Genomic DNA, 24,492 nt, shown 5'->3' with positions numbered 1-24,492 from the left:
TTTCACCAACTTCACTGATTTCGACCGTTAACAAAAGTCATTTTCATTATTATAACAAATAAACCGGGGAAAAAACGAAAAAAAGCAGCCCTAAATAGGAATCTGCTTTTAATCATCGGTTCTATTTTCCTAATAAAATTTTCACATCGTGCAAAATTTCTTCATATGGAACGTCTAATCCATCGTAATACTTAACGATCGTTCCCTCCTGATCGATGAGAAAAATATCCGTTCCATGCATCACTTGATCGTCATTTTTCGGCTTATATACGTATAATTTAAAATTTTCTTTAGCAAATTGTTCAATATACGTTTGGGTATAGCCTGTTAAAAAATGCCAGTTTTCCAAATTATCGGTGAATTTTTGGGCAAAGACCTTTAAATCTTCCGGCTTGTCCACTTCCGGGTCAACGCTAAAGGATACGAGATGGGCATCTTCTAATTTTTCTTCTGCAAACATCCGTTGAATTCTAGCCATATTAGCCGTAATTGGTGGACATACCGTTTCACAATTCGTAAAAATAAAACTAGCAACCCAAACTTTCCCCGATAAATCCTCCTTTTTAAAAGGCATACCATTATGATCCGTATGTTCAAAGGATTCTAATGGCCAATTTTTCCTATTCTCGATTTTCCCCCCACAAGCAGAAAGTAGTAAAACTACGGAGAGAAAAACGAATAACATCCTTGTTTTCAATGTCCATTCCCCCACTCCCTTTTTTCAAAATTATTGTAACAAATATAAAAGGAAAGAAAAAATATTAAACTTAAACATATGTGTCAAGTTTTTGACGATTATGTTTTTATCCTCTCCATTACATCCTTATTTTTTTCTGAGATTGATTCCGGGCGCTACCGTTTTCAGTCAAACGTTTTCAAAAGAAGACGGAAATGGCAAATATCCACGTAGCTTGATATGTTTTTTTACCTAAACCAATGGTTAGAATGGGGAAAATCCTTCAGAGTGAACAAAAAAAGAGGAGTAAAGAATTCTCTTTCTCCCCTTTAACATCCGATAGTAATAAGTCCTTTATTCAAAAAAGTACATAAGTCCAACCGTTTCCGGACCGGTATGGGTACTAATAATCGGTGTTGTTTCATGAATTTGAATCGTTACATTTTCATAAAGTTCCAGGATTTTATTTTTCAATTGGGTCGCCCGTTTCAGACCTCCCGCATGGCCGACAGAGATCGCTTTAATAACTTTCCCTTGCGTATCTTCCCGCATCAATTGCAACATATGTTTCATCGCTTGATTGTAATTTCTCACCGTTGCAATTGGTGTGTAAATCCCTTCATGAATGGCAGCGATCGGTTTAATTTTTAAAAGGGAACCGAGCAATGCTTTTCCCTTCCCGATTCGTCCCCCTTTATTCAAATATTCCAACGTATCTAAAACAACATACAATCTCGAATTTTCTCGGATTTTTTCTAAACGTTCGATAATTTCTCGGACGGTTTTCCCTTCCTTTGCCATTTTTGCCGCTTCGATGACTTGAAAAGATAGGGTTTTTGATAAAAAGTGGGAATCGTAAACCGTTACTTGACCATCTACTTGATTGGCTGCCATATGGGCAGTACTTACAGTTCCACTTAATTGACCAGAAATATGAATCGACAGCACTTCACTTCCATCTGCCGTTAAACTTTCATACAATTGTAAAAAGGTACCGATTGACGGTTGGGATGTTTTGGGTACATTCGGTGAATGTTTCATATATTCCAGACAATCCGTTGGGGTAATATTCACCCGATCCAAGTATTGTTTGCCGTCCATCTCAATCATATGGGAGATCACATGGATATCCCATTTGGCAATCGTCTCTTGATCCAAGTCTGCGCTTGAATCCGTTACAATTTTTATCGTCATTTAAACACATCCTTAAATATTTTTCACACAGGTAAAATACATTCTTTCCGATTGTTTTTTGGCGAATTCACGATGGACGACACCCGATACAATTTTATCGTGTCGTCTGGCATTGAAGTGAGGACCATTTTTGCTTTTTCAAAAGAAAATTGTTCCACATTTAACCATTTCTCGATTTGTGTCTGTTCATATAAAATAACAGGCATCCGTTCGTGTATAAAATGCATCCTCTCATTCGCCTTCGTTGTTAAAATCGTACAAGTTGTCAATTTTTCTTCTCCATGTTCATTTCGATCCCATAAACCTGCAAACGCGAAGGGACGACCGTTTTCCAACATAATGCGATACGGAATCTTCTTTCCCTCTTCAGCCTTCCATTCGTAAAAGCTATCTGCAAAAATGACGCACCTTCGTCGTGCTAATAGATGGCGAAAGCTCGATTTTTCAGCTAGTGATTCAGAACGGGCGTTAATCAACGGTTTCCACTTTTTCGGAACTTTCACCCAGTAAGGAACAAGTCCCCACGTTAAAAACCCTGCTTTTCTGCCTTTTTTTCCTTGAACGGCTGCCAATATCGGTTGAGTCGGTGCGATGTTGTAGCTGACTTCGTATTCATCAGGGAAAAAATCCAATTGAAAAGCTTCAATTAATTCGTTCCGATCCGCCGTCAGTGTAAATCTACCGCACATGACACCCCCCTCCTTGTCAATCAGTCCGAATTGTTTTTTTGATAAACAATATATTCATAATCATACGGATTTTTTTCGTCTTTCATTCCCTTTTCTCGAGAAAGAATCGTAAATTTTGACCAATTGCAATCTGGAAAAAATACATCTCCATCAAAGGTATGGTAAATTCGAGTAATATATAATTTTTCCACAAAGGGAAGGAACAATTGGAAAATTTTCGAACCACCAATCACAAAAATTTCTTCCTCTTGATGTAAACAATAATCCAGTAACTTTTTTGAATCACGGAACACTTTACACGAAGGACAATGAAACGTTGGATTTGTTGAAAGAACAATATTTTCACGCCCAGGTAACGGCTTACCAATCGATTCGAACGTTTTCCTTCCCATGACGATTTTATGCCCCATCGTAATCCTTTTAAATCGCTTTAAATCGTCCGGTAAATGCCACGGAATATTGTTATTTTTCCCAATGACTCCTCTTTCATCCATTGCAACAATAAACGAAATCACACGCTCACCTTACCTTTAATTGGCGGATGGGGATTGTAATTTTCCAATTGGAAGTCTTCGTATGAAAAATCGAAAATATTTTTCACGTGCGGATTAATTTTCATCGTCGGCAACATCCTAGGTTCTCTTGATAGTTGGGTTTCGATTTGTTCAAGATGATTTGAATAAATATGCACATCACCAAACGTATGAACAAACTCCCCAGGTTCCAAGTCGGTAACTTGTGCGATCATCATCATCAGTAACGCATAGGAAGCGATGTTAAACGGAACGCCTAAGAAAACATCCGCTGAACGCTGATATAATTGACACGACAATTTTCCATGAGCGACGTAAAATTGAAACAGAGTGTGACACGGAGGCAAAGCCATGTTTTCAATTTCCGTCACATTCCACGCACTTACGATTAAACGTCTTGAGTCTGGATTCGTTTTTATTTGCTCGATAACATTGGAAATTTGATCGACTGTCTTTCCATCTCTTCCTTGCCACGAACGCCACTGAGCACCATAAATCGGTCCTAGTTCACCGTTTTCATCTGCCCATTCATTCCAAATTCGAACACCGTTTTCCTGTAAATATTTTACATTCGTATCTCCTTTTAAAAACCATAATAATTCATAAATAATCGATTTCAAATGCACTTTTTTCGTTGTTAAAAGTGGAAAACCCTTTTGAAGGTCGAATCGCATTTGGTAACCGAATGTACTGATCGTCCCTGTCCCCGTTCTGTCTTCTTTCTTTACGCCGTTTTCCAACACATGGCGACAAAGGTTCAAGTATTGTTCCATTCGTTTTTCCACCCTTACTTAATATAATTTTGATAGAATAGAATACGTTTTCGGTGCTTTTTCTTTTAGTATTTTTTTCGTATTTCTATCAGTATAAAACATTGCGAATGTCTCTGCAAAGTATTCCTCTGGATAATTTAAAAAATATCCCTCACCTTGAAACAAATTTGCCACTTCTTCTTGCCAAATTTCCAAAAAGTTCGGATCCATTCGAATTCCATGAAACACAATTTGATCAACCGAATGCCCTAATTCATGGAGTTCGAGATTGATTGACCCGTGTCCATTCCCCCGATTGCTTGCTCCTATTTTCACCAAGATAATCGTTCCACCTCCTATACCTGGAACATCATCCCAAGTGATCGAATTCGTATATCCTCGTGGTGTTTTCCCACGTAAATGTTTCGTAGATGGAAAATCAGTTAACGATCCGATAAATAATTGAATTTTAATTCCATTATTTTCTATTTTTTGGAGAAGTGGATCGGGTAAGGAGGCAATTCTTTGAATGATTGTTTTCGCCTCCATATGATCAAATTCCCCGGTTGGAAGAAGAATGATTGAATTTACACGTTCGCTCGTAGTTACGGGTATATCGATAAGGGGGGAAGATGGAGGTAAATCCTTTAAAAAAAGAAAATCGAAGGTCGCTTCCGTACGACTGAACAAAACAACGACAACGAAGATTAGGAAGGTGAAAAGGGATTTTTTCAAATTGATTTGTCATCCTTTCCCTTTTTCTATCAAGTTAAAAAACTCGTATTCTTTAACGTTAAAACGATACGTATATTATAACATGCTCCTCCTTCCTTTGAACCTGTATTCCACTGGTAATTTGCAAAAAAAAGGACTGCACCGTGAAAGGTAACAGACCTTTTTGCCTTCATTTTTTAGTTATAGTACCGATTCCAGTTCGGCGGCGTATTTTTATCCCAGAAAATACGTCCAAGTTCATAATGGGTCTGGAAATGATCGTGATACGTATGATAATGGAAATCAAACCAATATCCTTCTAAGGGTTTCAATTCCCTACGCACGTGAAAACGAATAATATCCTGACCTGTTTTTTCGGAATAAATATGGAAAATTTTTTCACTAACGCCACCTCCTGGAATCTCTGAAACCGTTAAATCTTCCAACTGATCTTCGGAAAATTGTTCCGATATTTCCCGAATGGATTCTTCTATTTTCGGTAAAATCATCGTTTGGAATTCTTCTTCAATGACAGGAGCGATTTTTGGACCGAATTTTTGCATCGCTTGTTTTTCACCTAATTCAATCGTTTCGGATAAAAATTGATCCCTTAATGGAACGGATGATTCCACCTTCTCGTCTAAAACTTGCGACAGTTCTTCATCAGGATCGGTCCGATCATCAATTAAATCTTCCTTCGTATCTTGTCCTAACGGCGGATTGATGGCGTGGATGACTTGATAGGGAGATACGAGACCGAAAGTGAGAAAAGTAATGATTGCTACAAAAAATTTATATAACCAACTTTTCATAGAAAAGGCTCCTTTTTTCATAAACGATCGACTATGATTCTATTATACAAAACTTATCGGTTATATTAAACCTTTTCCCACCGTTATTCATTCTTTTTAGTCATATTCATCTATTCCTAAAATTTCATTTTTCTATGGAGACCCAATCGGATAAGTCACCCTTTATTTGCCATTTCGAATTGTAAAGTTTAGGCGAAAAGCCCTTCACTTTTCATTCTTATTACCGAAAAAATGAGCGAACCGTTTTTTAACAATGTTGTTGTAAGGCAGCTAAAATATTTTGTGCCACGTCCTCCACCGTATGTCCCTCAATATGATCCCGAGGGATAAAATGGACGACCTGTTCATCCTTTAAAAGTGCAATCGATGGAGAGGAAGGTTCATAACCGGTAAAGTATTCTCGCATTTTTGCCGTCGCTTCCCGATCTTGTCCAGCAAAGACGGTGACGAGATGATCGGGATGTTTTTCGGTTTTGCTCAACGCATATTTTACCGCTGGACGTGCCAACCCTCCTGCACAACCGCAGACGGAATTAACGACGACGAAAACTGTTCCTTTCGCTCCCTCCATAAATTCAGTAACTTCCTCGGGGGTTGTGAATTCGGTAAAACCAATCTCCTTCATCTCTTCTCTCATCGGAATGACAAATTGTTTCATATACTCTTCATATGCCATAGACATCTCTATTCCTCCTTTTTATCCATTACATATTTATTATAGTGTAAATTGGTTTTATGATGTTGATTGTCTTTCCTCTGTCATTTGTTTCCAAACAGAACCCTTTGCTTCTTTTCCCCCTTCAATTCGTTCGATGGCCATTTTCACTTGCAAGGCTACTTCGAATTCGGGGTCATTTTCCGCCTCCTTTAAAGCTGGGAGACTTTTTTTATCACCGCTTTCATATAAAAACATCGCCGCCCGCCACCGAACGATTTTACTTTTATCTTTCAACGCTTCAGCCATCGCCCCTTGAGCTTCCGGAAAACCGAGGTCACTTAGGCAATCTCCTGCCGTTCTTCGCACCGTAACCGTTGGATCTTTCAATGCTTTATAAAGGTATGGCAAAACTTTTCGGTCCTCAATCATTCCGAGATAAACAACGGCCAAACGACGAATGGACGGTTTTTCATCCATTAATGCCTTTTCTAAAAGGGGTAGATCGGAAAGGGTGGGTTCGGCCATTCGTTCCAACGCCTCGTACCTTTTCCTCCAATCGGAATGTTCCAAATCTTGAATCGTTATTTTTCGATATCGTTTCATTCCCTCAACCGGCTTTCCTTCTTTTGCATATTGAACCAGTTGCTTCAACCGACTTTCCGGAAAAAGTGCCCCGATTTCTTCTACTATTTCTTGACCGATATCATCCAATTCACCGTAACGAACGCCATAATCGACCCATTTTCTTTGTAAAACGATGTTGTCACCTTCCAATTGGGCTTGTCTGGCGGCATCTAAAAACATTTCCGGTAATCCGTATCTTCGTTCTTCTTCCCCGTCTACTAATTTTACTTGCATCGGAATTCCTTTGAAATATTGGACATATACTTCAACCTCGCCATATCCGTCGGTAGAGATGCTTTCCTTTCCCTCTTTCGTCACGTCTTCATCTCCTAAAATGGAGCGAACTTCTGGTAAAATTTGTTTCCAATCCGCTTTTGGGTGCCGTTCTACCGCTAGAAAATCAGCGACATGATATACCCCTTTTACCCCTTCAATTTGAAGAATTCGACGGATTTGTTCCGGTGCTTCCTTTTCATCCCCTTTTTTATAATTATTTCTCGCTCCCTTTGGTAATTCCTCGTCTAAAATTACTTTCATCGTATGTGGACTAGGTGTCGGTTCAATCGACTTAATTTTCACAATTCTCCCTCCTCATCCTTATATTAACCTGAACGGATGACCGATGGCAAAATCCTTTTATTTATTCACCGATCAAATCCGATAAATACGCCCATCGTTCAATTAGTCGTTCCAATTCATTATTCCATTTTTCCTCTTCTTCGTATAATTGGTGGATTTTTTCAAAGTCGCTTCCAGCCTCATCCATCGCTCGTTGGATCCTCTCTAATTCCTGCTCAGCCTCTTTTATTTTCTCATCGATCGTTTCCCACTCCATTTTTTCCTTATACGATAATTTCCGTCCCTTCGGCTTATCCTCTTTAAATACATTTTTCTTTTTCGGTTTTTCCTCCTCAACCTTTTCTTCATTTCTCGTTTTTCTTTCCGTTAAAAAGTCGGTATAGCACCCATAAAATGATTCGATTTGTCCATCCCCGTGGAAAAATAGAATCCGATCGCAAACTTTGTCAAGAAAATACCGATCGTGGGAAACGGTAATGACAACGCCAGGAAATTCCTCGAGAAATTGTTCCAAGACGGTTAACGTTTCCGTATCCAAATCATTCGTCGGTTCATCTAAAAGGAGAACATTCGGCTCATCCATTAAAAGTTTTAATAAATATAATCGCTTCCGTTCACCCCCTGATAATTTTCGAATGAAGGTTCCGTGGGTTTTTGGAGGGAATAAAAATCGTTCCAACATTCGAGAAGCACTCATTTTTTCATTACCGGCATTGATGAACGATTTCGTCTCCTGAATGTAATCGATGATCCGTTTATCCCCGTCCATGTCGGAAGCATGTTGTGTATAATAGGCGAATTTAACCGTTTGACCGATCGTTAATGTACCTGCATCTAACGGTTCTTTTCCTGAAAGAATATTTAATAAAGTCGTCTTCCCGCTTCCATTATTCCCTACAATCCCAATTCGTTCATTCGATTTGACGAGTAGATGAAAATCGTTTAAAATCGTTTTTTCACCAAAGGATTTAAAGCATCCCTTCATTTCAATAACCGATTTTCCTAATCTTGTTCCTTTATAAAAAATATCGAGTTCGCGAGCTTTCTGATCTTCAAGGGCCTCATTTATTTTTTCAAAGCGTTGAATTCTTGCCTTTTGTTTCGTCGATCTCGCCTTAGCCCCCCTTTTAATCCAAGCCAGTTCCCTTCGATACAAATTTTGAAGCTTCTCCCTTTGTCTGCTTTCCTCTTCTTCCCTTTTTGCCTTCGCTTCCAAATAGTCGGCATAATTTCCTTTATAGCTGTACAATTTTCCATCATTTAATTCGAAAATTTTCGTTGCAACGGAATCGAGAAAATATCGATCATGGGTTACAAATATAACGGAATGTTCATAGTTGTTTAATATTTCCTCGAGCCATTCGATCATTTCCGCGTCCAAATGGTTCGTCGGTTCATCTAAAAGGAGTAAATTCGGTGCATCTACTAACACTTCTGCCAAAGCTACCCGCTTTTTTTGTCCCCCTGATAAATGTTTAATTTTTTCATGGATTTGATGAAGACCGAGTTTCGTCAATATTGTTTTCGCCTTCGTAATAATTTCCCATCCTCCGAAATCATCCATCCTTTTTTGTTTTTCAAAAAATACGTTTTGCCGTTTCGGATCATCCGGTTGTTTATTGAGCTCTTTTAAAGCCTCTTCGTATTCAAAAACGATTCGATTGACAGGCAAATCACTACTCAGTACTTGTTCCAAAATCGTTCGTTCACCATCTAATATCGGTACCTGCGACAATAGTCCAATTCGATAATCTTTCGGCATCGTAATTTTTCCTCGATCCACATCTTCTGCATTAGCTAATATTTTTAATAAAGTGGATTTCCCTGTTCCGTTAATACCAATTAATCCAACTCGTTCCTTTTCTCCGATTGTAAAGGAAATATTATTGAATAATTGTTTATCACCAATCGTTTTAAAAATATTTTCTACCATTAACTGCATCAAACATCATTCCAATTCGTGATTTCTCATTTTTTTGTAATACATAGTTTATCATATTTTTTTTGATCATTCCTTAACGAGCAAAGTGATCCACAGAAAAATTTGGTCGACTACAGTCAAAAACCGTAAACCTTTTTTAATAGACATACCGTTAAAACATGAATGGAAATGAAGGAAAAAGGGAATTAACTTATCCTAGCAATTCCAAAAAAACATACTTTCCTAGTTAACATATTTAAAAAAACAGTTAGCCATTGCTAACTGATAAAAAATAAATGGAAATGAATCATCCGTTCATGAAGATGAATTTAACATTTCAAAAATCACTTGTAACGATTCAATCGACATGTCTATGATCGATGGTAAATCATCAATCGAATCTTCTGTAACCGGATTGAATTTTTCCACGATAATTTCAAATTGTGAATTCCCTTCCGAATCTTTCACTTCCTTCCAGTGATAGTGGAATTGGGGCATATACGTTTCTTTTATATACTTTAACATTCGTTTTTTAAGAATTTCATTTCGTTCCTCATGAACGCAGAAACGGAAAAGGAGTCGTGCCCCTGGTTGTTCATTCGTCAATATCCATTCTGCAGCTAATTGTTTGAATGAAGCAACTAATTCCACCTTTCCATATAAAAGTCGCCTTAAATCTTTATGATGAATAAATTGAATTTCAAATGAGCGAGACATATCCGCCAAGTTGACAAGATCATTTCTTTCTAATATCGTGATTTCACCATTTAAATCATATTCATACATAAGCCCTTCGATTACAACTTTCAGATTTTCGTAGGCCGTCGGATCAAACATTCGATCATCCCTTCGTACTTAACTTAAAGTAGCGGAACAAGCTTCCATTACTTACGCTAACGCAAAAATGTATAGTTTGTTCAGATAGAACTGGCCGTCTAACGGATGTGGACCGGAATATTCCATCTACTCGAATGGAAGGGAATGCCGAACGTTTTTCTTTCTTTTTTGAGAAAATGAAACGTCTTCATATCGTCCAATCTGTTCTACACTTCCCCCTCCACTTCCTTCATTAATCCATGAAACCTTCTGTGGCAAAGGTTAAAACAATCCGGTAACTTTTCCACTATCATCTATGTTTATTTTTAATGCAGCGGGATGTTTCGGAAGGCCCGGCATCGTTAAAATGTCCCCTGTATAAGCGACGATAAACCCTGCACCTATAGAAGGTTTCAACTGGCGAATATGAATCGTAAAATCCTTCGGGCGTCCCAATTTGTTTGGATCATCCGATAAGGAATATTGGGTTTTCGCCATACAAATCGGTAATTTCGACCAGCCGTTTTGTTCTAATTCCCGCAATTGTCTTTCCGCCTTTGGTGATAATTCAATTCCCTTTGCACCGTATACCTTTTTTGCAATCACGTTCATTTTTTCTTCTAATGAAATATCTAAAGGATATAATGGGTAAAAGGTTGGGGAATGATCCTTTTCAGCCTGATCGATCACCGCAAGTAACCGTTCGGCCAATTGTATTCCCCCTGCTCCTCCCTTTTCCCAAACTTCCGTAACAGCAAAAGGAATGTCGTATTCGTTACAAAGTTTTTCAAATTCCAATATTTCCCTTTCCTTATCCGTAATAAAACGATTTAACGCAACGACGAATGGAACTTGAAATTCTTTAATCGTTTCAATATGTTTCAACAGATTGTGAAATCCTTCCCTTAGAGCATCAACATTTTCATCATAAAGTTCTTCCCTATTTACTCCCCCGTGAAATTTCAAAGCCCGGATTGTTGCCACAATTACCGTTGCAGTAGGTGTTAATTTACCAATTCTACTTTTAATATTGAAAAATTTTTCCGCTCCAAGATCCGCACCGAACCCTGCCTCTGTAATCACGTAATCGGCCAGCTTCAATGCCGTTTTTGTTGCGATTAAACTATTACATCCGTGGGCGATATTAGCAAATGGTCCACCATGTACAAGGGCAGGTGTGTTTTCAAGGGTTTGAACGAGGTTCGGTTGAAATGCATCTTTTAAAAGTACAGTGAGCGCTCCCTCTGCACCTAAATCCCCCACCGTCACAGGTTTCTTTTCATATGTATAAGCAACGACTGTACGGGCTATTTTTTCCTTTAAATCGACCAAATCTTCAGCTAAAGTAAAAATAGCCATCATTTCCGATGCAGCAGTGATTTCAAAATGATCTTCCCGGGGTACACCATTTCCTTTACCACCTAAGCCAACAACGATATTTCGAAGGGCCCTGTCATTGGCATCCAACGCCCGCTTCCACGTAATTCGTCCAGGATCGATCCCTAATTTATTTCCTTGAAAAATATGGTTATCGATGATTGAAGCGAGAACATTATTGGCAACGGTGATCGCATGTAAGTCTCCCGTAAAATGTAAATTAATATCTTCCATTGGCACTACTTGAGCATATCCCCCTCCTGCAGCACCCCCTTTAATTCCCATAACAGGTCCGAGGGAGGGTTCCCGTAAAGCTAAAATCGAACGATGACCTAACCGGTTCAACGCATCTCCTAAACCGATTGTTACCGTCGATTTTCCTTCACCTAATGGGGTCGGATTCATCGATGTGACAAGGATTAATCTTCCATCCCTTCGATTTTCTAATGCATGTAATGCTTCAAAACGAATTTTTCCTTTATACTTTCCATATAATTCCATATCGTTTTCAGTGAGTCCAATTTTGTCCGCGACTTGAGTAATCGGCAAAAGAGTTGCACTTTGAGCAATTTCTAAATCGGAACGTATCTTGCTGTTTTCCCTTTGCAAAATAACCCCTCACTTCTATTTATATTGACATGTTTATCTTACCACTTTTTTTAAAAAGGGAAAACAAAGGGAGGATTACATGGATTGCTTTTCTTCTCCAACAATGGGACTGTGATCATTTTGAAAGAATCCGTTACAAAAAAACGTTCAACAAATAAAAGGTAAAAAATAGGAAATCCTTCCATAAGAAAAAAGGAATACGTTCGAAGGTATTCCAACTTTGATTATGTTATTTCGCAAATTTAAGTGGATTAAAATCATAGGAAAAGAAAGATGCAATAAAATGCAATCCCGTGGTTTCCTTCACCAAAATAGGAAAACGGAAATGGTTTTTTCTCAGCCAAATACGAGCAATCGGAAAAACAATAAGACTGGCGGAACAGATTCATGATGTTTTCGATACCCAACAACACCACATCTGTATCCTCTACATATTCTTAGGGAAATAGGAGAGAACTACAATCTTCCTCCGTTTGAAAATTTAAGCTTATTCATTATTAATAACAAGAATATTGTATTCCTACTTTTTAATTCGTATAGAGCAAAGTATATAGAATATTTGGTACGATCTTAACAAGTTTCTTTTTTCTTTCCCCATTAAACAGATATAAACTAAGACTAATTAACCATTTTTTACGTCATAGAAGGATTTGTTCGAAAATTGTCAAAGTTTAGTAAATAGTGGTTACGGTTGGAAAGGAATATTGAGTGTGATTACTCACGAGTTCGATCATGCTCTATTTTTAGGTGACTATGAACTTGGTGAAGGTTGGGGAAATAGATCCATTATGAGTCATGAAAGAGATCGAACTAAAATATACACTCCTCAAACACATGACATAAATGAAGTTCATTCTTATATGAATAGGTAATAGGAGGGGACGAAAATGAGAATAAACGTAATTAAAATTTCTTTAATTTGCTTTTTTTAATCGGGAGTATAGTATCGATTTTGGTAATCGGTAATATGAACTCAAAACAACCAAAATACAATCCTCAACCTCAAGCTGATTGGGATACGTATACTTTCGAGCAGTATATAAATGAAGAAGCAGATTTAGTTGCTTTTGTAACTGTTCAAAAGGTTGAAGATAAACCAAAAATTAATAAAGACGATTTAGATGCTAAATTATCAACCCTTCAATTAGATGAAATCTTGTTCAACAAACTACCGAATACATCCATTAAAAATGTCTTGTTAGATCAGGCTACGGAGTTTGTTCAACCTGGAGAAAAATATCTAATGTTCTTAACCAAAAAAGGAGAATATTTTTATGAAATCGGAGCTGAAGGAAAAATTAAACTAAATGGCGGGGAATTCAAGACACATATCAAAGGTATCGAAGGGGAATATACACAAGAAGAGTTCGCTAAACAATTTGAAGTAAAAGTAGAAGAATTGAAGGAATCAAATTCTGGAAATTAAATTTAATTCATTAAGTTCAAAATAAATTTGACCAAAATGGTATGAAAACTCCAACATTTATTATAGAGCGAATAAAAAAGCAAGCAGGAAAACCTACATGCTTTTAGTTATGACATTGTATTCATCCCAATCAATTTCTTCCATTCGATCAATTCCTTCACGAAGTGTATTATCAAATATTAAGTGAGTAAATTCGCACTGTTTTTGGATCCGTGTGAAAAAGCTTATATTGCAAAACAAATACATCTTTATTCATCCTCCAATGCACAGTTATGAATGAATGTCGCAGACTGTGAACCGACTTAGGTTTTCCATACCATTGTGTGTATTTTTATACCATCGTTTAAGCTGTAGTTGATTATTTTGATCATAATACCCCATTTCCTAAAAATTAAAGGAACCGGGAAATCCTTTCGTAAGCGCTACCATTGGGTAACGTGAATTATCCCCGACTATATTTATGATTCGTTGAAAATCGTTTAAAATCAGACAGAACTTCTGGATTTTCTTCAAAATACGTAACTAAATCGCCAATCCGATCGATGGCATCCCAACTTAAATGATGTTCGATTCCTTCTACATCTTTATAAACATTTTCATCATCTACGCCAATCATTTCTAGAAATTGTTCCAGTAACAGATGGCGCATGACGAGTCGTTTCCCCATTTTTTTTCCTTCATTCGTTAAAACGAGCCCCCGATATTTTTCATAAACTAAAAAATTGTTTTTATCAAGCTTTTGTACCATTTTCGTAACGGATGAAGGGTGGACAGATAACGCCTCGGCAATATCGGATACCCTTGCATATCCCTTATTTTCAATCAATAAATAAATTTGTTCAATATAATCTTCCATACTCGGTGTAGGCATTGTATTTCCTCCAAAATACATCTTTTCTTATATTTTACATTAGTTCGCCACCGCGAACAAGGCTTGCTAGCACAATGTTTTTTTAAACAAACATGATCTTAATTATGAAACTTTAAAAGTTTTAGAAAAAATGCTTCGATTTCTTGACTCAAGCGTTTTCATATTGTATAGTAATAATAATCATGAAACTAAATAGGTGTTTTTATTTAGTTTTTTGATGAAATTTAAAGGCACAAATACGTGCCCGTTTGAAATTTAGGAGGAAAAAAGATGCAAAACGGTAAAGTAAAATGGTTTAACAATGAAAAGGGTTATGGATTTATCGAAGTAGAAGGCGGAGACGATGTATTTGTTCATTACACCGCCATTCAAGGAGATGGGTACAAAACATTGGAAGAAGGTCAAGCCGTTTCCTTTGAAATCGTTGAAGGAAATCGTGGACCTCAAGCAGCAAATGTAGTAAAACTTTAAAATTAATGATTCGACATATACAATGGGCGTACTCAGGCTGGTATTTACCAGCCTTTTAATAATGGACTTTTTCCCCATACTCACCTCTGTTTTCTACCTTTACCATTCACAACTCCGTTAACTTTTTGCCACATTCTTTCAACTTTTCACCGACAGTGCATGAATGAATACAAAATCGATAAGCATATTGCCTTCCTTTTTCCTTTTTAAAATGACGATATAAAAGACATCCATGACAATACGTTTGCAATATTCGATCGATTTCATCCAAAAGTTCCTGTCGTTTTTTCTGTTTTTGTATGGAGTTGATCACATGTTCTTTCATAGTGGACACCTTTCTTTCTTTTCCATTCATATAAAAAAACAGGATTGGCATTCAAACATTGGGCAGTTCTATAAACCGATGAAAAAAGATGCATGAAGCCTTTAATGGTGATCATTCAAATCCTTTATATATCCTTACGTATTTTACCCGATGATTGAAAAAATAACAGGGGTGGGAAAATCGAGAAAGGAAATGAAAGGGAAATAACAAATTGTCACATTTTTACTTACAACGTTTGGGGAAATCAAAAGGATCAATGTTTTGAAAATCATCCAAAAGAGTCGATGTTCATGGTAATAATCGTTTTCTTTTAGCAAAGCGAATGGCCTCCGCTCGATTTGAAACCTTAGCCTCTTTCATCGACTCCAATAAAGAAATATAAAAACTACCGTCAAAACGTTTTTGTGCCTTTAAAGTTATCTCAATAGCCGCTTTGACGACCGGCTCGGAGGATTCGGTAAGTCTCATTCCAAAATAGATAAATCCGATGGCATCTTCTTCAAAAGGAAAACCTTTCCCTTGTAAATATTGAATATACTCACCGACAGACATCGACATCCTTATAACCATCCTTTAAGCGGTTTCCATTTTATCATACCATTGTTTTTCATCCTTTGACCATTCCTTCTTTTAAAAAAATACCAAATAAATCGATTTCCCCTAATTTGTTATCGTCTATTATACTTTTATTTTTAAACCAAAATCATTAAATATGTTCCGAATTTTTTCCTTCGAAAAGTTCAACTCCGTTTCATGAAAGGAAAAATCATTCAGTTCAGGTATATTGCAAATGATTTTCGATAATTCCTTGCTGATGAAAACCGATTCTTTTCCCGCCATTAATTTTTTCTTATAACGATTAAATTTCGAATCCAATTGATCGATTTGCTCATAAAGCTTTTCCAATGAACCGTATTGTTGAATAAGTGGCAGAGCAGATTTTTCCCCTACACCTGGACATCCGGGAATATTATCACTTTTATCCCCCAACAAAGCTTTAACATCTACCCATTGACTCGGATGAATAGAATGGTCTTTCATAAACGTATCAATCGTATAAATAACATCCCCTTCCCTTTTGGAGATAATTTGTGCCGTTTTTTCCGAGAGTAATTGAAAAAGATCCCGATCATTACTATAGATGAAACAGGTCCCTTGTTTTTCGTCACTCCATTTCTTACTCATCGTTCCGATAATATCGTCTGCTTCATATGGAAAAACCGTAATTTGATTGATTCCGATTTGATCCAATATCACTTTACCCATTTCATATTGTCGAATTAACGGTTTGGGTAAATCTACACGGGAAGCTTTATAAAAATCATATGTTTGACTCCGAATCGATTCGTTCCTTTTTACATCCCAAGCAACCGCTAAATGGGTCACGTGATGTTCGGAAATTAAATTGACCATTTTTTGAAAAAACACCCTTAATCCATTAATATACTCACCATCCATATTACGCGACAATTGTTCTTCCGATTTTCCATAAGCGGTAGCAAAATATCCCCTACTTAATAAGTTAAACCCATCGATTAACAACAATGTTTTCTCTGTCATTTAGTATATCTCCTCATATGTAATTCATAATGGACGAAATTAATGTTTCGAATCTTATTTTCAAAGGTCAACATCCATCGTCCTTTTTTCCGTTATGATCATTGTACACGATTTTCACTCGAGATGACTAGAATTAGTGAGTGAAACAAATTCCTTGTTTTACCATTCCTGAATAATGCGTAGATTTGTTTTCCTATTTATTTTTAAAAAATCTCTGGTAAAATAAGGGTACGATGAAAATTATCGAATTTTGTCGAATGCGGAAACTTAAGGAGGAAAATGGATGACGAAAGAATTAAGCAATACGATTACCCATTTACTAAATGGTACGATTGCTTCTGTAAAAACGATACTCCCCTTTCCGATCAATGTTACCCGTCCGACATTGTTTTCTGAACCTATCATTCAAAAATCAATGGGTGTTTTAATTGGACTGACAGGTGATGTATTAGGAAGAGTCATTATTGTAGGGGATGAAGAATTGTTTATGGATATGAGCGAAAAAATGTACGGTATGAAACTAGCCGGTGATATGTTGGAATCCTTTTCTGGAGAACTTGGAAATATCATCGTCGGAAATTTAATCACGAATATGTCAAAAAACGGTTTAAACATCGACATTACCCCACCGACTGTCCTCGTAGGGGAAACGAAAATTTCCGGTTTTGATAAAGCATTAAAACTGCCCCTTTCGATCGATCATGTTGGCGGTATGGATATTATTCTCATTCTTGAAAACTCTTAAATTTTCCCCAACGATGAAGATGAAAAATCCAGGCACAAAACGCCTGGATTTCTATTTTTACAAAATCATCTTTCCCTTTGTTAATAATGTAAGAAAATAAAAATCGGTTTCATTTCCCCTTTTCGACAACAGGAACAATCTATGACATGATGATAAAGGGTCATACAATGATTGCAATAATATCTTAACAACCAAACCACCACCGTTTTTATCCACATCCTATGAAGTTAGTATAACGATGGTGAAAATATTCCATCTTCATCGTACAATTATGAAGTCGCCTTTTGCTCGGTTAAGGTTACCATCATCTGGCTGCCCTTTTTCCTCATCATATTGAATACAATATTTAACATGACAGCCGTTATACTTCCAACGACGATTCCACTTTCCATTAAAATACGAATACCTTGGGGAAGGTTGACGAATAATTCTGGCACGACTGTAACCCCGAGTCCCATACCAATGGAAAGGGCGACAATAAGCAAATTTCCTTGGGATGTAAAATCAACTTTGCTTAACATTTTTACCCCAGAAGCAATAACCATTCCAAACATCGCAATCATCGCTCCACCGAGGACGGATGAAGGAATAATCGTTGTAAATGCACCGATTTTTGGAACGATCCCAAGAAAGATTAGAATAGTTCCTGCCGCAAAAATCACATTTCTTGATTTCACGCCCGATAATTGGACTAAACCGACATTTTGTGAAAAAGTCGTATACGGAAAGGCGTTAAAAAATCCACCGAGAAAGATTGCCAATCCTTCTGCACGATATCCTTTAGCTAAATCATCTTCCGTAAGTTTCTTTTCGACAATGTCGCTTAAAGCAAAATATACACCAGTCGACTCAACTAAACTAACGATAGCAACTAAAATCATCGTGATAATCGGTACGATATGGAATTCAGGAACAGCAAGATAAAACAATTTCGGCATGTGAAGCCAAGAACTTTCAACGACTGGGGAAAAATCAACCATGCCCATAAAAAATGCAATCAAGGTGCCTGTTAAAATGCCGATTAAAATCGCAATCGATCGTAAAAATCCTTTAGCAAAGCGGAAGATAAGGAGAATAATCATCAAAGTACCGAAACCTAATGCAACATTTTCCAAAGAGCCAAACTCCTCACTTCCTTGTCCCCCAGCCAAATTATTCATCGCGACAGGAATCAATGTTATTCCGATGATCGTCACGACCGAGCCAGTAACAACCGGTGGGAAAAACTTGACAATTTTACTGAAGTATTTTGCAATAAGAATCACAAATAAACCTGATATAATAATTGAACCGTATATTGATCCGATCCCAAAGCCATTTCCGATCGCAACCATTGGAGCAACGGCTGTAAACGTACATCCTAGGACTACTGGAAGTCCAATTCCGAAATATTTGTTTTTCCAAACTTGTAATAATGTGGCAATTCCACTCATCAAAATATCGATGGACACTAAATAGGTTAGCTGTTGGGGGGTTAGACCGATACTTGCCCCAACAATCAAAGGTACGATGACTGCACCGGCATACATGGCGAGAACGTGTTGAATACCTAAAGATGTGATTTTTCCTACCGTCAATTTCATTGGAATTGGACCTCCTTATGTTTTTTAAACGAAATTTCCCGATTGGCCAATGAATCGATTGCGACTAAAGATTCCACATGGATTTTTTTCGATCGGAGTCGGTCGCCACCTTTTTGGAAGGCCTTTTCAATAACGATTCCAACTCCTACTAATTGGGCTCCGGATTCCTCAACGATCTTAGCTAAGCCATATGCAGCTTCCCCATTTGCTAAAAAGTCGTCGATAATTAAGACCCGATCCTGATTGGACAGGAATTTTTTCGAGACGGAAATTTCCTGCCTCTCACCCTTCGTATAAGAAAATACAGCAGTGGTAAAGAGGTCATCTACCATCGTTTGCGACTTCTTTTTTCGAGCAAAAATAACAGGAACATGCATCACAAGCCCCGTCATTACACTTGGAGCAATTCCAGAAGATTCGATCGTCAAAATTTTAGTTATTCCTTTTCCTTTAAACCGTCGAGCAAACTCCTTCCCAATCTCCAACATTAATTCAGGATCAATTTGGTGATTGAGAAAACCATCCACTTTTAATACATTGTTAGGCAAAACCGTGCCTTTCGATAAAATTTTTTCCTCCAGTACTTTCATTCTCACACCCCTTATTTTTTTTCGGCCTTTGGGTTTTTACCGGCGTACATGGAGGAATGCCATGCAAAATAAAAACCCAAAGACCATTGCACTCACCATATGAGATGAGCAATGACCTTTGGGTAAAATGACAAGCACGAAAAGCCCGTATAAAAATACGGAACTTCAAGACATTGCTCACTCATAGTCAGGTTATTTACGGTAACCTGGTAGAGACTTGCAGGCCATATTCCTGCGATTATATGAGTGAATGCTTAAATTACTTTTTATTATAAACACGGGATTTCTAAAAAGCAACAAAAAATTACTTTTTGGTTTGATGAACAACTATAACGATTGGAGAACAATGGTTACTAACCCACCAATGATTGCAGCAAAAACCGTGTACAAAATATATGAAAGTTTTCGTTTCCTTTCCCTTTTTCTTTCCATTTCTTCAGGTGTTAACCATTTCGACATATTTCTTCACCCTATTCATTTCCTCAATATTTTTATCATACTAAATAAAAGCAGCCAAACATATCCAACCAATGTCCTATTTTTCGACAAAAGTCTTCAATTTTTTTGTTATACATTGTCAATTATTGTAGATTATAAATATTTTTTATATTATGATAGAATTAAAAAAGTGTGGCAGGTGTTTTTTTATGGAAATTTATATCGCTCGACAACCGATTTATGATCGCAATCGATCAGTGTACGGATATGAACTTCTATATCGGAGCGGAAAAGTTAAAAACGAAGCGAAAGGTAACGGTGATAAAGAAACGGTCGAAGTGTTGATTAATAGTTTTTATCATTTTGATATTGAAGAACTGACAAATAATAAATTTGTGTTTATTAATTTTACAAAAACATTGTTGCTTGAAAACGTACCGTTACATTTCCCTCCACACCGACTCGTCATTGAAATTTTAGAAAATATTCCGCTCACAAATGAAATATTGAAAATGTGTAAAACTTATAAGGAAAAAGGGTATCAAATTGCCCTTGATGACTTTATTTTAGACAAGGAACATATTCATTTATTACAATTACTTCCATTTATCGATCTAATTAAAATCGATTTCCCCTCGACCCCAAAGCCGATGAGGAAAAAATTAATAAACATTAAACAGAAATATCCAATCCAATTAGTCGCAGAAAAAATTGAAACAAAGGAGGATTATGAAGAAGCGTACAACGAAGGGTTTGATTTGTTTCAAGGGTTTTTCTTCCATAAACCGATGATTTTTTCAAAACGGGAAATCCCACCTACTTTTTATTCACGTATGAAACTAATGAACGAAATAAAAAAACCGGAGCCGGATATTCGACGAATTACGAATATTATTGAAACCGACATTTCCCTTTCATACAATATTTTAAAAATGATTAATAAACATTTTACTCGAACAAATAAAATTAAATCGATCAATCAAGCAATCGTCCTTTTAGGATTAAAGGAAATTCAACGTTGGATTTTTATAATTTCTTTACGTGAATCGATTGAAGAACAAGATGAAGTTGCGAAGGAATTATTACATACAAGTCTTTTGAGGGCTAAATTTTGTGAACTTTTTGCTCTTGAAATTTTACAAGTAAAGGATGCAGGGGAATTTTTTCTAACGGGGATGTTTTCCATGATTGATACGATTTTACAAATGCCGATGGAAAAAGTTGTTACTGAACTTCCTTTACAAGATTCCATTACCGCTGCCTTACTTGGTGAAATGAATGAACACCGTCAAATTTTGAACATAATTAGGATGATTGAACGGGCGGAATGGAAAAAGGTAACTGAACAAGCGGAAAAATTTGGTGCAAATGAAGAGATGATTTTTTCCATCTATTGGAATGCGATGAGATGGGCACACACATTGATTGAAGACGATATCATATTCCATCATAGTGATTAAAAGAAGCGGGAAGATAAAAGAATGTTCAAAACAAAAAAGGAGTGTCTAATAAGTCAACCAACCGACTGATAGACGCCCCTTTCTTATGAAAACATGGGTAAGACATACCATGTAATTTCTTTTCCGGTTCTTTGTCAAATCGTGTTGGTGAATAATTTCGTGACTTTTTCATTAAAATGAAATCGGATCAGGTTGTCCATTCATCCAAAATCGGTTTGAAGTTATTCGTTCCATTGGCGGACGCGCATCCAGTGGCACGGCCCGACCTCCTCGTCAATTGTCTCTATTTTTTTGATCAAAAAAAGGTGCTAGGTTTAGTCACCAACACCAAAAATTATAGAGCCTCTTTTCCCGTACATTTGCTAATCTGAGGAACCTTTCATCCCATATACTAACGATTAATTTAAGAAATCTATTGCCCATTGAAAAAGGAAATAAAACGATTTATAACTCCTTTTTAGAGATTTGACTTTTACTCAAATCCATTGGACGAGCTTTTTTAGAACGGTTGATATTTACAACAGCAAAAAGAATAAACAAGGTTCCAATCCATTGAATGAATTGAAAAGATTCATCGAATAAAAGCAACCCAATCAATAATGCCACAACCGGTTCCACCGTTGCAAAAATGGAAGCTACACTTCCTTCCACTTTTTTCAATCCTTCCGTGTACAAAATATAGGCGAGAACCGTCGGAATAAATCCAAGGCCAATACTGTAAAGGAAAACGCCATCGTAAAAAAGAAGATCCCCCTTTTGCCATACCTTCGATACTGGAAGCAAAAAAAGGCTGGCCGCAAGAAATGTGTAAAACGTAATCGTAAAAGATGAATAAAATCGCACAGAAATTCTTCCAAATATCGTATATAAGGCATAGCCAAAACCAGAACTTATCCCCATCAGTAGGCCGAATGTTGTGATGGACTCCGTTTTAAAATCCGTTAAACCCGTTATAAAGACACATCCAATGATCGTTGCAACAACGCTTACTATTTTTCTCCCGTTCATCTCCTCACCGAGAAAGATCCAAGAAAGCAAGGCTACGAAGGCAGGGGCGGTGTACAGGAGAACGACGCTAACAGAAATAGACATTTCTTCAATTGCTGTAAAATAACTCCAATTGAAAAAGACGATGCTAAAAATCCCTGATCCGATAAATAAAGGAATATGTTTTATATTTATGTTTAATTCCTGACGATACTTGACAAGTCCAATAAAAAGAAGAAAGAGAAATGCAATTACAACTCTAATGGTTGTAATTTCCATCGATGTAAACCCGACATTTTGTAAATATTTTACATATATTCCGATAGTTCCCCAAAGTCCTGCACCCAATAGAATGAATACGTATGACCGATAACTACGGATATGCACCTGATCCCATCCCCTACGTATGAATGATAAAAGGTGAATCTTTAAGTTTAAGAAAGGTCGTAAATCTCTTTATATTTATCCCTTAAGTAATTTATTAAATATTTCGCTTTTAGCGGCTCACCCGTTGCTTCTTGTAAAATTTCCAACGGTTTTTTCATTTTTCCAAATCGATGAACGTTTTCTGAAAGCCAGTCTTCAATCGGTTTCAAATCCCCTTTTGCCAAACGCTTATCAAAATCCGGTATTTCTTTCAACATTGCGTGTTTCAATTGGGCTGCATACATATATCCAAGGGCATAACTAGGAAAATAACCAAAGTCGGCACCAGCCCAATGAACATCTTGTAAAACCCCTACCCCATCGTTATCTGGTTCAATTCCTAAATAATGTTTATATTTTTCATTCCAAATCTTTGGAAGATCCTTTACCTCAATCTCATCGTTGAACAATCCCTTTTCAATTTCATAACGGATGATGATATGGAGAGGATAGGTAACTTCATCTGCTTCAATTCGTATGAGTGTCGGCTTTACTTCATTTATAGCTCGGTAAAAATCATCGAGGGAAACGTGATCGAACTGTCCTTCTGAATATTTTTTAAACCGATCATAATGATATTCCCAGAACGAACGATTTCTTCCGATAAATATTTCATGGAATAACGATTGGGATTCATGGATTCCCATCGATGTTCCAGTTGCGAGCGGTGTCCCCATGAGATCTTTCGATATATGCTGTTCATATAAAGCGTGTCCACCTTCATGAATCGTTCCGAACACAGCTACACGAAAATCCTTTTCATCGTACTTCGTTGTAATTCGAACATCGTATGGGTTAATCGTTATTTCAAATGGATGAACCGTTTCATCCAATCTACCCGAACGAAAATCGTAACCGAATTGTTTTAAAATATCCAAACTAAACGCCTCTTGCTTTTCTTTCGGAAAGGGATGATATAAAAAGGACGTATCCGGTTTTTTGGAAGAATGTTGTATATCTTTTAATAAGTCGATGATTCCATCCCGAAGTTCAGCAAATACTTGATCGAGTATGTCCACGGTTACTCCAGGTTCATATAAATCGAGCAAAGTGTTGTACGGATTCCCTTCATAACCCCAATAACCGATAAATATCTTCGTTTTTTCCACTAATTGTTCCAAATACGGTTGAAAAAGTGAAAAATCTCCCTTTTCCTTCGCTTCTTCCCAAACAGATTCCGCCTTTGATTGTAATTTGACAAATTCCTCATATTCATCAAGGGGAATCTTTTTAAAATGATCGTAATCTTTTCTACATTCTAGGGCAGCTTTTTTCGTAATCTCTGATATTTGACCGGAAGCTTCCTCACTAAGTAAAGTAGTAAACATCTCCTCGAACACTTCAGATGTGCACATTTTATGTAGTTCTGTCGAAAGGGTCGCGATCGAATTCGCTCGTTGTTCTACACTTTTTGCCGGCGCCTTTGTACGCAAATCCCAATACATGAGGTTTATTGCCTCTTCATAATGGCTGATTTTATTCACATAACGTAAAAAATCCTTTTCGATTTCCTCAATGGTCTTTTTCATTGACGCATATCCCCCGTTTCTTTTCCTTCCCTTCTTCACATTTTATTAAACAATTTTGAAAGGAAGAATCATTTAAAAATTCCATTATATTTTATCATACTTTTCATATGAAAAAAGATAAATTTTA

Annotated in this window: 25 protein-coding genes and 1 riboswitch; of the genes, 4 read left to right on the top strand and 21 right to left on the bottom strand. The window is 36.9% G+C overall.

The window, feature by feature from the left end:
• Window positions 1-121: 121 nt before the first annotated feature.
• From OE105_RS03930 to OE105_RS03875, 12 genes are all read right to left on the bottom strand, one after another.
• Window positions 122-685 (bottom strand): SCO family protein, encoded by a 564-nt coding sequence (locus OE105_RS03930; RefSeq protein WP_275422087.1) that lies wholly within the window; start codon window positions 683-685, stop codon window positions 122-124.
• A gap of 345 nt (window positions 686-1,030) precedes the next feature.
• Window positions 1,031-1,870 (bottom strand): DegV family protein, encoded by an 840-nt coding sequence (locus tag OE105_RS03925; protein ID WP_275421436.1) that lies wholly within the window; start codon window positions 1,868-1,870, stop codon window positions 1,031-1,033.
• A 23-nt stretch (window positions 1,871-1,893) separates the two neighbouring features.
• Window positions 1,894-2,559, bottom strand: a complete 666-nt coding sequence (locus tag OE105_RS03920) for an SOS response-associated peptidase (RefSeq protein WP_275421435.1) — start codon at window positions 2,557-2,559, stop codon at window positions 1,894-1,896.
• 20 nt (window positions 2,560-2,579) lie between these two features.
• Window positions 2,580-3,074, bottom strand: coding sequence for a dihydrofolate reductase (locus tag OE105_RS03915; protein ID WP_275421434.1), 495 nt, complete (start codon window positions 3,072-3,074; stop codon window positions 2,580-2,582).
• Window positions 3,071-3,865, bottom strand: coding sequence for a thymidylate synthase (locus tag OE105_RS03910; protein WP_275421433.1), 795 nt, complete (start codon window positions 3,863-3,865; stop codon window positions 3,071-3,073). Before OE105_RS03910 ends, OE105_RS03915 begins: the two co-directional genes overlap by 4 nt.
• An 18-nt stretch (window positions 3,866-3,883) precedes the next feature.
• Window positions 3,884-4,579, bottom strand: coding sequence for an anthrax toxin lethal factor-related metalloendopeptidase (locus tag OE105_RS03905; RefSeq protein WP_275421432.1), 696 nt, complete (start codon window positions 4,577-4,579; stop codon window positions 3,884-3,886).
• Window positions 4,580-4,755: 176 nt separating this feature from the next.
• Window positions 4,756-5,370: a YpjP family protein gene (locus OE105_RS03900; protein WP_275421430.1), complete on the bottom strand. Its 615-nt coding sequence runs from the start codon at window positions 5,368-5,370 to the stop codon at window positions 4,756-4,758.
• A gap of 247 nt (window positions 5,371-5,617) precedes the next feature.
• Window positions 5,618-6,052 carry a BrxA/BrxB family bacilliredoxin gene (locus OE105_RS03895; RefSeq protein ID WP_275421429.1) on the bottom strand — a complete coding sequence of 145 codons (435 nt, stop codon included), beginning with the start codon at window positions 6,050-6,052 and terminating at the stop codon, window positions 5,618-5,620.
• A 51-nt stretch (window positions 6,053-6,103) separates the two neighbouring features.
• The gene (locus OE105_RS03890; protein WP_275421428.1) at window positions 6,104-7,231 is read right to left on the bottom strand and encodes a conserved virulence factor C family protein; all 1,128 of its coding nucleotides are present in this window, start codon (window positions 7,229-7,231) and stop codon (window positions 6,104-6,106) included.
• A gap of 61 nt (window positions 7,232-7,292) precedes the next feature.
• The gene (locus OE105_RS03885; RefSeq protein ID WP_275421427.1) at window positions 7,293-9,176 is read right to left on the bottom strand and encodes an ABC-F family ATP-binding cassette domain-containing protein; all 1,884 of its coding nucleotides are present in this window, start codon (window positions 9,174-9,176) and stop codon (window positions 7,293-7,295) included.
• A 291-nt stretch (window positions 9,177-9,467) separates the two neighbouring features.
• Window positions 9,468-9,989: a hypothetical protein gene (locus OE105_RS03880; protein ID WP_275421425.1), complete on the bottom strand. Its 522-nt coding sequence runs from the start codon at window positions 9,987-9,989 to the stop codon at window positions 9,468-9,470.
• Window positions 9,990-10,250: 261 nt separating this feature from the next.
• Window positions 10,251-11,954 carry a formate--tetrahydrofolate ligase gene (locus OE105_RS03875; RefSeq protein ID WP_275421424.1) on the bottom strand — a complete coding sequence of 568 codons (1,704 nt, stop codon included), beginning with the start codon at window positions 11,952-11,954 and terminating at the stop codon, window positions 10,251-10,253.
• A 952-nt stretch (window positions 11,955-12,906) separates the two neighbouring features.
• On the opposite strand from OE105_RS03875, the gene OE105_RS03870 reads away from it, so the two are divergent.
• Window positions 12,907-13,380 carry a hypothetical protein gene (locus OE105_RS03870; RefSeq protein ID WP_275421423.1) on the top strand — a complete coding sequence of 158 codons (474 nt, stop codon included), beginning with the start codon at window positions 12,907-12,909 and terminating at the stop codon, window positions 13,378-13,380.
• Between the two features lie 442 nt (window positions 13,381-13,822).
• Here OE105_RS03870 and mntR read toward each other — a convergent pair whose 3' ends face one another.
• Window positions 13,823-14,251 (bottom strand): transcriptional regulator MntR, encoded by a 429-nt coding sequence (gene mntR / locus OE105_RS03865; protein ID WP_275421422.1) that lies wholly within the window; start codon window positions 14,249-14,251, stop codon window positions 13,823-13,825.
• A gap of 270 nt (window positions 14,252-14,521) precedes the next feature.
• Here mntR and cspD point away from each other — a divergent pair, with 270 nt between their 5' ends.
• A complete protein-coding gene (gene cspD / locus OE105_RS03860; RefSeq protein WP_275421421.1) occupies window positions 14,522-14,722 on the top strand; it encodes a cold-shock protein CspD in 201 nt (66 codons plus the stop codon).
• Between the two features lie 106 nt (window positions 14,723-14,828).
• On the opposite strand, the gene OE105_RS03855 is transcribed toward cspD, so the two are convergent.
• From OE105_RS03855 to OE105_RS03845, 3 genes are all read right to left on the bottom strand, one after another.
• Complete coding sequence (locus OE105_RS03855; protein ID WP_275421420.1) at window positions 14,829-15,047, bottom strand: zinc-finger domain-containing protein; 219 nt, start codon at window positions 15,045-15,047, stop codon at window positions 14,829-14,831.
• 288 nt (window positions 15,048-15,335) lie between these two features.
• Window positions 15,336-15,605 (bottom strand): DUF6123 family protein, encoded by a 270-nt coding sequence (locus OE105_RS03850; protein ID WP_275421419.1) that lies wholly within the window; start codon window positions 15,603-15,605, stop codon window positions 15,336-15,338.
• Window positions 15,606-15,725: 120 nt separating this feature from the next.
• Window positions 15,726-16,607, bottom strand: a complete 882-nt coding sequence (locus OE105_RS03845; RefSeq protein ID WP_275421418.1) for a 5'-3' exonuclease — start codon at window positions 16,605-16,607, stop codon at window positions 15,726-15,728.
• Between the two features lie 283 nt (window positions 16,608-16,890).
• On the opposite strand from OE105_RS03845, the gene OE105_RS03840 reads away from it, so the two are divergent.
• Window positions 16,891-17,352 carry a chemotaxis protein CheX gene (locus OE105_RS03840; protein WP_275421417.1) on the top strand — a complete coding sequence of 154 codons (462 nt, stop codon included), beginning with the start codon at window positions 16,891-16,893 and terminating at the stop codon, window positions 17,350-17,352.
• Between the two features lie 269 nt (window positions 17,353-17,621).
• Here OE105_RS03840 and OE105_RS03835 read toward each other — a convergent pair whose 3' ends face one another.
• The 3 genes from OE105_RS03835 to OE105_RS03825 form a co-directional block, all read right to left on the bottom strand.
• Window positions 17,622-18,935, bottom strand: a complete 1,314-nt coding sequence (locus tag OE105_RS03835; protein WP_275421416.1) for a nucleobase:cation symporter-2 family protein — start codon at window positions 18,933-18,935, stop codon at window positions 17,622-17,624.
• Entirely contained in the window at window positions 18,932-19,525 is a 594-nt protein-coding gene (locus OE105_RS03830; RefSeq protein WP_275421415.1) for a xanthine phosphoribosyltransferase, read from the bottom strand. Before OE105_RS03830 ends, OE105_RS03835 begins: the two co-directional genes overlap by 4 nt.
• A gap of 164 nt (window positions 19,526-19,689) precedes the next feature.
• Window positions 19,690-19,791: riboswitch (purine riboswitch) on the bottom strand.
• Window positions 19,792-19,852: 61 nt separating this feature from the next.
• The gene (locus OE105_RS03825) at window positions 19,853-19,984 is read right to left on the bottom strand and encodes a hypothetical protein (RefSeq protein ID WP_275421414.1); all 132 of its coding nucleotides are present in this window, start codon (window positions 19,982-19,984) and stop codon (window positions 19,853-19,855) included.
• Between the two features lie 188 nt (window positions 19,985-20,172).
• On the opposite strand from OE105_RS03825, the gene OE105_RS03820 reads away from it, so the two are divergent.
• Window positions 20,173-21,423, top strand: a complete 1,251-nt coding sequence (locus tag OE105_RS03820) for an EAL and HDOD domain-containing protein (RefSeq protein WP_275421413.1) — start codon at window positions 20,173-20,175, stop codon at window positions 21,421-21,423.
• A gap of 444 nt (window positions 21,424-21,867) precedes the next feature.
• Here OE105_RS03820 and OE105_RS03815 read toward each other — a convergent pair whose 3' ends face one another.
• A complete protein-coding gene (locus OE105_RS03815) occupies window positions 21,868-22,797 on the bottom strand; it encodes a DMT family transporter (protein ID WP_275421412.1) in 930 nt (309 codons plus the stop codon).
• Window positions 22,798-22,844: 47 nt separating this feature from the next.
• Window positions 22,845-24,365, bottom strand: coding sequence for a carboxypeptidase M32 (locus OE105_RS03810; protein WP_275421411.1), 1,521 nt, complete (start codon window positions 24,363-24,365; stop codon window positions 22,845-22,847).
• Window positions 24,366-24,492 lie beyond the last annotated feature (127 nt).

Origin of the sequence: Fervidibacillus halotolerans (genome assembly GCF_026547205.1) — a bacterium.
In the GTDB taxonomy this organism is placed as follows: Bacteria; Bacillota; Bacilli; order Bacillales; family Caldibacillaceae; genus Fervidibacillus; species Fervidibacillus halotolerans.
This window is presented reverse-complemented; position numbering and strand designations above follow the sequence as displayed.